The following is a 6,849-nucleotide window of genomic DNA, read 5'->3' on the forward strand; positions in this document are numbered from 1 at the left end:
CACAGGGTTAACGCCTCTTCGTTTTTTCTGTTATACTTCTTCCTCAAAAAAGAAAAACCCTTGTAAGGGTCATTTAATTCTATCCGTTTAGGCTAGTTTGGGTTCATTTATTGCTAGCCGCAACAGTTATACCCCCCCTCATAGAACCGTGCTTGCGCAATTAACGCACACGGCTCCTCATAGAATCATTCACGAAATATACTCTATTGCTGCCGAATGTTCATGATGTTCATATAAATTCTGGGCTGTGGTAACGGAAACTTAGTAAGAAATTTCTCGAATTTCTCACCATCATAAACTGGCAGAACACAAAGAATTCCTTGCTCCCAGTCAAGCTACAGGATGATCAGCCAACCCCGCTTTTTCATTACTATCCGTGTTACCTGGACAGCCGACCTAAAAACTTCTCTGTGGGCTTTCCACAGTCTTGTGCCCTATCCTCTTGGCTGTATCCCGGCCCATACGACGGTACCTGGACAAGCGTCAATCACCTTGCCGGAAGGAAAGCGGCCAGACTCCCGGTAGCTTCCCCTGTATCTATTCTCGTCCCCGGCCTTTTCTCCTCCTCGGGGTTTGGGAGTTCGTCGGGGGCGTCAAACATCTCCTGCCCGCAATAGGCGTTTCAGGGCATGATCAGTGGCAAGCTAGTGAAGGAGACCACACTGTTCTGTATGAAAGTTTTTAAATAATTATAAGTTTAAAAATTGCAGTTAATACGGCTATCTGGCCTATCCAGAATACAAACATCCATTTAATTATTTCTGACCGAACTGATTCAATTTTTGTTAAGAGATTGCCTTCTAATTCGGCCAATTTTTTTCCCGTACGTTCGGATAAAATTTCCATAGTTTCTTCTTTTGTTTTTCCGGTCACTTTGTCCAGCAATTCAATTAAAGCATCAACGCCATCTTCACCAAGTTTTTCTCTGAGAGTGGAAGGTATTTTACTTAATTCTGGGGACACAATACTTAATTTTTAATTTGCTAAGTATTAGTTAGGTATTGTGTCCGTATGCAGTAACAACTGTTTGATCTTACGGGTTGAAGTCCCGTCCGGGAAATTGTCCGATTCGCCCCGGTAGCTCAAGGGAGCGGCGTCTTGGTAACAAGGGGTCGTAAGTTTCCAATTGGCAAAGCAGCAGGCCGTAACGCAAGTGAACCTACAGGTAGCCTCGATAAACTTTAATGGAGATGCCGACCCAGTGGACACATGGGGAAGGCCGAAGACGCGGACTTGGAAAACGGAAGCGGTTCGTGGGATTTCCCGGGGTAGCAGGGGCGGCATGTTGCGGAAGACAAACAGTCCAGTGCTGGAGACCCGATACAGTGACGGTTGAGGGAATCAAACTGGCGCGTATAAGGCAACGAAATCGCGGCGGGCTGTATCGGGAGTCGGAGGGGTTCATAGTACCGTTTGAGGGCAAGGGACAACATAACCCTGCTCGAGGGAAGGAGCCCTACTTTGTTCACGCAACCGAAGAGTGGAGGGATAAGGGATTGCAGAGATGCTAATAACCCCTGAAAACATCAGGACACTACAGAGGAAGTTTTACCGCAAGGCCAAGCAGGAGAAAGCCTATCGTTTCTACGCCTTGTACGACAAGGTATACCGGGCGGACATCCTCAGTCATGCCTACAACCTTGTCAGGTCCAACAAAGGGAGCGCCGGGATAGACGGTGTTACCTTCGAGGCCATCGAAACGGGAGAGGGGATAACCGCCTTTCTGGCGGAGTTGGAAGAAGCACTGAAGAGTAAGACCTACCGACCCGAACCCGTGAAGCGGGTCATGATACCTAAGAGCAACGGCGACAAACGACCGTTGGGTATCCCGACCATACGGGACAGGGTAGCCCAAATGGCCGTAAAATTGGTCATCGAGCCGATTTTTGAAGCGGACTTTTGTGAGACCTCATACGGATTTAGACCCAAGAAGTCAGCCCACCAAGCAGTTGATGACGTAGCCTATGCCATGAACAGAGGGTATACCGAAATCATTGATGCTGATTTGAGCAAATACTTTGACACCATCCCCCATGCCAACCTTCTGGCTGTGGTTGCTGAGCGAATCAGTGATGGCGAGATACTTCGCATCATAAAGATGTGGCTCAAAGCCCCGGTTAAGGAAGAGGGCAGGGATGGGAAGCAGAGGAACATCAGCGGCGGCAAAGGCAATCGCAAAGGCACACCGCAGGGGGGAGTAATCTCACCGTTGTTGTCCAACCTTTATCTGCACCTTTTGGACAGGATATGGAAGCGGCATCAACTGGAGAAGAAACTCGGCGCACACATAGTGCGCTATGCGGATGATATTCTTGTTTTGTGTCGGCGTGGAACCGAACGACCAATGTTGATACTGCGGAGAATACTGGAGAGACTGGGACTCACCCTGAACGAGGCAAAGACGCGGATAGTCAATGCCTTCAAAGGGAAGTTTGACTTCCTCGGATTTACCATCTGGATGGGGAAAGGCAGAAAAACGGGGAATCATTACCCCCATGTCCAACCTTCAAAGAAATCCTTACAAACCATCAAAGACCGGGTTACCCATCTTACGACAAGAAGTCGGGCGATTATGCCGCTTGTATGGGTAGTGAACGAGGTCAACGCCACCGTGCGCGGCTGGGTAGGCTATTTTCACTATCGTAATTGCAGCAAAGCAATGGGCCATATACGGCACCATGTGGAGCAGCGGTTGGTAACGCATCTGCGCAAGCGGCACAAGGTCAGAGACAGGAAGACGGGATACGCAAGGTTTAAATACCGGGCGTTGTACGAGAGGTACGGGCTTTACAAAGTGCCGACAACAGCGGTTTGGACGAGGGCGCATGCCTTGTAGTGAAGAGCATCGGAAAGCCGTGTGCGGGAAAACCGCATGCACGGTTTGATGAGGGAGGATTGGCAAGTCTACTATGGTACGGCTATTTAGGCACCGTCAAACGAAAGGGACGGAAACAGATAAGCCAGCCCAAAGCGGTCATTGCCAGTTCTCTACTCTACCCAGGTCCCCAGAATACCCAGAATACCTGATATGAAAAGAATCTTGATACCCAGGCACTCTCCGATGCCGCGGGATATAGCCCGTCCGCTTTCATGCCGTTGTTAGCAGATTTACATGATTCTATCCTTGTAATGTTCCGCATCTCTGTGAAGATGCGCCACTGCCATGATTAGAATTTCATCTGTTTCTATCACGTAAAGAAGAGCATAGGGGAAACCCTTTAGGATGCAACGTCGTGTTCGCGCGCCTACTTTCGTCCATGCCTCTGGCATAAGCCTTATACGTTCGATAGCTGCCGATGCTTCTTGGAAAAAGCGAAAGCCCAACCCAGGTAACTGGTGGTCGTAGTACCTTATAGCCTCATCCAATTCAAGATTAGCGGGGGATATCAACCGAACCTTCAACGCTCATACCTCTTTCTGATTTTATCCCAATCGATTGCCGCAAGCTCCCCCCGTTTATATGCTTCAAATCGTGCTTCAGCCTCGGCGATCCAACTCTTTTCGATATCTGGATCTGGCTTGTCGAGGCTGTATAAAATGGCCTCAACTAGCCGAATTCGTTCTGTTGGCCCAAGCCCCATGGCTTTCTTTGCTAATTGATCCGCTGATTCCATAATATTCCTCCATTTAACTGCCTAATGTTTGAGTTCACCTGCATTTTGGAGCATAGCGGAAAAATGTCAGGTGGAACGATTTGTTAGCCCAATATTTTATTTCTTAACCCCGCCCCCACTACCAGCCGGAGTCATGCGTTGCACTGAGCTTGTCGAAGTGACGGCGAAGGCGGGATTCATTCTTTTAACCTGACTATTATTTTATCCTTTACATCCGATACCATACTTTCCAGCATCCCGCCCTTACTGGCAAATCCAATAACAACTTCATCAGCCAATTCAATCATAAACCGGTTTCTCTTTTCTGCGGTTTCTGCTGATACGCGCTTTACGTTATCCTCAAACGGTGTAACCATCAATAATCTGCCGGCATCGATTGCCGTTTTTAATACCGGCTCGATTTTTTCTTTCATTCCACGCGCCAGCACTATGATAACCGGCTGTGTGCCGGCAAGCAGGTAATGAAAAACATCCTTCTCTATCTTTGAATGAAAACCGCTTATAACGCAGTTGCGTTTTTCCCGCTGTTCGATGGCCCAATCATAGCATTTGAGCACCACCGAAGCAGGGATTTCTCGGCTGCAGAGAAAGGCGGTCTTGCGCAGTTTCAGTAATTCCGTATTGCCAAACGACGAAACAATCATTCCTCGTCCTCGCTTGTTATGACGCTTTTGCCTGTTTTTGATTCCAATTCCAATGAATAACCCCCTGTAGGGGCAACCCTCTGTGGTTGCCCGTTGGTTAACGGTTGTTCGTTGGTATTATCAGGGCAGGCACGGGGGCCTGCCCCTACATGATGGATTATTCCTGTCATAATCCCAATTCAATGGATTGTACACAATATATTCCCGGATTCGATTCAATTCGTCTATATTGCGGATTATATGTTCAAAATAATTCCTTTGCCATAATTTGTAGGGAAATGGTGTCCACCCATTTTGTTTAACGCCATCAATATATTTTTTTGTCGTCATTGTTTTGAATCGATGCACAATATCCGACAACGACATCGTAGGGGCAACCCCCTGTGGTTGTTCGTTGGTTAACGGTTGTTCGTTGGTTAACGGTTGTTCGTTGGTATTATCAGGGCAGGCACGGGGGCCTGCCCCTACATGATGGATTATTCCTGTCATAATCCCAATTCAGCAGTCCAGCTATGTTGTATTTGCCTTCTTGTTGTACAATGTCGATGATGACTTTGGCATGACCTGACGATCCAATGATCACGATATTGTCCATAGTTTCCTTTGACTCCTAATGGTTTCCAGATAAACCCGTATTCAGGTTTTGCTTCCGGATAACACGCTGTTGCATCTTTCTGACAATACACGTTATTCCAATGGGTTAGGGGCACGAATGCAGAAAATCCGCATCAATTACCCCCGTGTTTCGTAAAATCTTCGGTAGTATCAAGCAGGCTAACGATAGAAATAAGGCGCGGACAACTAACGGGCTTCCAGAAAAATCAATCACGCTTCACGCCCTTCCGCTTGAATGATTTATTCGCTTATTGGAGTCGTTTTCTTATCCATGCAGGATCTCTTCGGCAGTCTAGAACAGCATAGATTCTTACCTCATCTTCCTCAATACGGTAATAGACAGCGAAGGGAAACCTTTTTGAAAGAAGACGGTGGTATTTGCCAAAGTGGGTGCTATGTATGCCCGCAAACAACCTAAGCGATTCGATATCAGAAAACAGGGATTCCAGGAAATAGCTTCCTACGTCCCTTTCTTGTGATTCATAAAAATAAAAACCTTCCTTCAAATCTTTTTTCGCCGATTCAAGGATTTTTATTTTCATGAAACCGAATCCCGTATATCTTTCTTGGCCTGATCCCAATCTACAAACTTGTCCTTGCCATCTCTCAGTCTCTGTTCTCTTTCTTTTAAAACATTTTCATGCCAATAAGGTGAAGAGAAATCAGGAGCACTCCGGCAAATGTCATCCCACAACATTTCCATTGCCTTGAGCTTTTCCTCTGTGGTCATTCCCCCTAGATTGAGAGTCATAGCTTACTTCCTTTCTTATTGGTTTGAAGCCAACGTCCAACTATGCCAACCACCTTCGCCAGAAAGCCGCGTACGTGTCGTGGTCGGTGTGCGTGTGTTTTGTGACTTTTTCTATTTGATTATTGCGACTGTGATGGTGACAGCAAAGTTGATGATGCTTACAATGAGCACTGCCCACAATTGCCAACGTTTGATGGATTCTTCTTTGGCTTCCAGACTCGCTTTCCTAAGTCGGTCAATGTGTTGCAATCCCCAATCAATGATTTCAATCGGTGAACGAGGAGCGTCTTTCTCTGCTCTAAACTGACTTCTGAAGACATCATCAACGGTCAATGCCTCTATTCTTTGCTTTTGGATGGATGGGTCTTCTATATCCAGAATCCATGAAGGACGATGGCGTCCTCCAAGCATTGCTTCTTTCCATTCCCTCAAGCGATAACGTGGCAACCCCTTGCGAAACAACTCACCCCGACTCTGTATAAGCCCTTTGATGTCGAAGTCGTCTTGAAGATTGAGCCGATGTTTTATGCCTTCATAAGTCATCATTTCGGTTTCGTCATTACACGCCAGAATCCAAGTGGCGGAGAGAATACCGAAAACGTCAGGTTCTTTGATGACAAGACGAGTTTGTTTCTTCATGGCGGCTCTTTGTCTCCTCAACGGAATGTCACAAAACTTATGCTTCCCGCAATAGTGACGAGATGGCTAACTACTGTTTATATGGTTTCCAGATAAACCTGTACTCAAGTTTTGCTTCCGGATAACACGCTGTTGCATCTTTCCGGCAACACACGTTATTCCAATGGGTTAGGGGCACGAATGCAGAAAATCCGCATTTTATATGGTAACATTAGTAGCATTATACATTAGTGAAAAAAAGGCGTCAAACAAGAATTTGCCAAAGATGCTGTCAAGAATTTTTAGGTATTATTTTTTTACCTCCAAATAATAAGCTTCTCCTGTTTGTAAAAGCATTACCTTAACATCTGATCTTGTTTCTACTCATGTTTTAAATTCCCGGGGAATTACCCCAGAATTACCCCAATATTTTAAAAAAGCTTAGATAAATCAGAGGACGGAGTCATGCGTTGCACTGAGCTTGTCGAAGTGACGGCGAAGGCGGGATTCATTCTTTTAACCTGACTATTATTTTATCCTTTACATCCGCTACCATACTTTCCAGCATCCCGCCCTTACTGGCAAATCCAATAACAACTTCATCAGC

Annotated in this window: 10 protein-coding genes; 2 read left to right on the forward strand and 8 right to left on the reverse strand. The window is 46.3% G+C overall.

What is annotated here, in order from left to right; genetic code table 11:
* Nucleotides 1-681: 681 nt before the first annotated feature.
* A complete protein-coding gene (locus tag WC259_RS07125) occupies nt 682-963 on the reverse strand; it encodes an LA_3696 family protein (protein ID WP_372643880.1) in 282 nt (93 codons plus the stop codon).
* 541 nt (nt 964-1,504) lie between these two features.
* Here WC259_RS07125 and ltrA point away from each other — a divergent pair.
* A complete protein-coding gene (gene ltrA / locus WC259_RS07130) occupies nt 1,505-2,836 on the forward strand; it encodes a group II intron reverse transcriptase/maturase (RefSeq protein WP_372643884.1) in 1,332 nt (443 codons plus the stop codon).
* 59 nt (nt 2,837-2,895) lie between these two features.
* The gene (locus WC259_RS07135; protein WP_372643887.1) at nt 2,896-3,027 is read left to right on the forward strand and encodes a hypothetical protein; all 132 of its coding nucleotides are present in this window, start codon (nt 2,896-2,898) and stop codon (nt 3,025-3,027) included.
* An 81-nt stretch (nt 3,028-3,108) separates the two neighbouring features.
* Here the strand turns inward: WC259_RS07135 and WC259_RS07140 are convergent, their stop codons facing one another.
* From WC259_RS07140 to WC259_RS07170, 7 genes are all read right to left on the reverse strand, one after another.
* A complete protein-coding gene (locus tag WC259_RS07140; RefSeq protein ID WP_372643890.1) occupies nt 3,109-3,402 on the reverse strand; it encodes a type II toxin-antitoxin system RelE/ParE family toxin in 294 nt (97 codons plus the stop codon).
* Nucleotides 3,399-3,614, reverse strand: a complete 216-nt coding sequence (locus tag WC259_RS07145) for an addiction module protein (RefSeq protein ID WP_372643893.1) — start codon at nt 3,612-3,614, stop codon at nt 3,399-3,401. The genes WC259_RS07140 and WC259_RS07145 overlap by 4 nt, the downstream gene beginning before the upstream one ends.
* Before the next feature lie 176 nt (nt 3,615-3,790).
* Nucleotides 3,791-4,258 (reverse strand): DNA-binding protein, encoded by a 468-nt coding sequence (locus WC259_RS07150; protein ID WP_372643896.1) that lies wholly within the window; start codon nt 4,256-4,258, stop codon nt 3,791-3,793.
* A gap of 439 nt (nt 4,259-4,697) precedes the next feature.
* Nucleotides 4,698-4,853 carry a hypothetical protein gene (locus WC259_RS07155; RefSeq protein WP_372643899.1) on the reverse strand — a complete coding sequence of 52 codons (156 nt, stop codon included), beginning with the start codon at nt 4,851-4,853 and terminating at the stop codon, nt 4,698-4,700.
* A 268-nt stretch (nt 4,854-5,121) separates the two neighbouring features.
* Nucleotides 5,122-5,415 (reverse strand): type II toxin-antitoxin system RelE/ParE family toxin, encoded by a 294-nt coding sequence (locus WC259_RS07160; protein WP_372643902.1) that lies wholly within the window; start codon nt 5,413-5,415, stop codon nt 5,122-5,124.
* Nucleotides 5,412-5,603 (reverse strand): addiction module protein, encoded by a 192-nt coding sequence (locus WC259_RS07165; protein ID WP_372643905.1) that lies wholly within the window; start codon nt 5,601-5,603, stop codon nt 5,412-5,414. Before WC259_RS07165 ends, WC259_RS07160 begins: the two co-directional genes overlap by 4 nt.
* 132 nt (nt 5,604-5,735) lie before the next feature.
* Entirely contained in the window at nt 5,736-6,263 is a 528-nt protein-coding gene (locus tag WC259_RS07170; RefSeq protein ID WP_372643909.1) for a hypothetical protein, read from the reverse strand.
* Nucleotides 6,264-6,849 lie beyond the last annotated feature (586 nt).

It is taken from the genome of Dehalococcoides sp., from assembly GCF_041654235.1.
GTDB lineage: Bacteria > Chloroflexota > Dehalococcoidia > Dehalococcoidales > Dehalococcoidaceae > Dehalococcoides > Dehalococcoides mccartyi_B.

Excerpts from the sequence above, each read along its gene's own strand:
- ltrA (WP_372643884.1), top strand. The coding sequence starts at position 1,505 with ATGCTAATAACCCCTGAAAACATCAGGACACTACAGAGGAAGTTTTAC.
- WC259_RS07145 (WP_372643893.1), bottom strand. The coding sequence starts at position 3,614 with ATGGAATCAGCGGATCAATTAGCAAAGAAAGCCATGGGGCTTGGGCCA.
- WC259_RS07150 (WP_372643896.1), bottom strand. The coding sequence starts at position 4,258 with ATGATTGTTTCGTCGTTTGGCAATACGGAATTACTGAAACTGCGCAAG.
- WC259_RS07155 (WP_372643899.1), bottom strand. The coding sequence starts at position 4,853 with ATGGACAATATCGTGATCATTGGATCGTCAGGTCATGCCAAAGTCATC.
- WC259_RS07160 (WP_372643902.1), bottom strand. The coding sequence starts at position 5,415 with ATGAAAATAAAAATCCTTGAATCGGCGAAAAAAGATTTGAAGGAAGGT.
- WC259_RS07165 (WP_372643905.1), bottom strand. The coding sequence starts at position 5,603 with ATGACCACAGAGGAAAAGCTCAAGGCAATGGAAATGTTGTGGGATGAC.
- WC259_RS07170 (WP_372643909.1), bottom strand. The coding sequence starts at position 6,263 with ATGAAGAAACAAACTCGTCTTGTCATCAAAGAACCTGACGTTTTCGGT.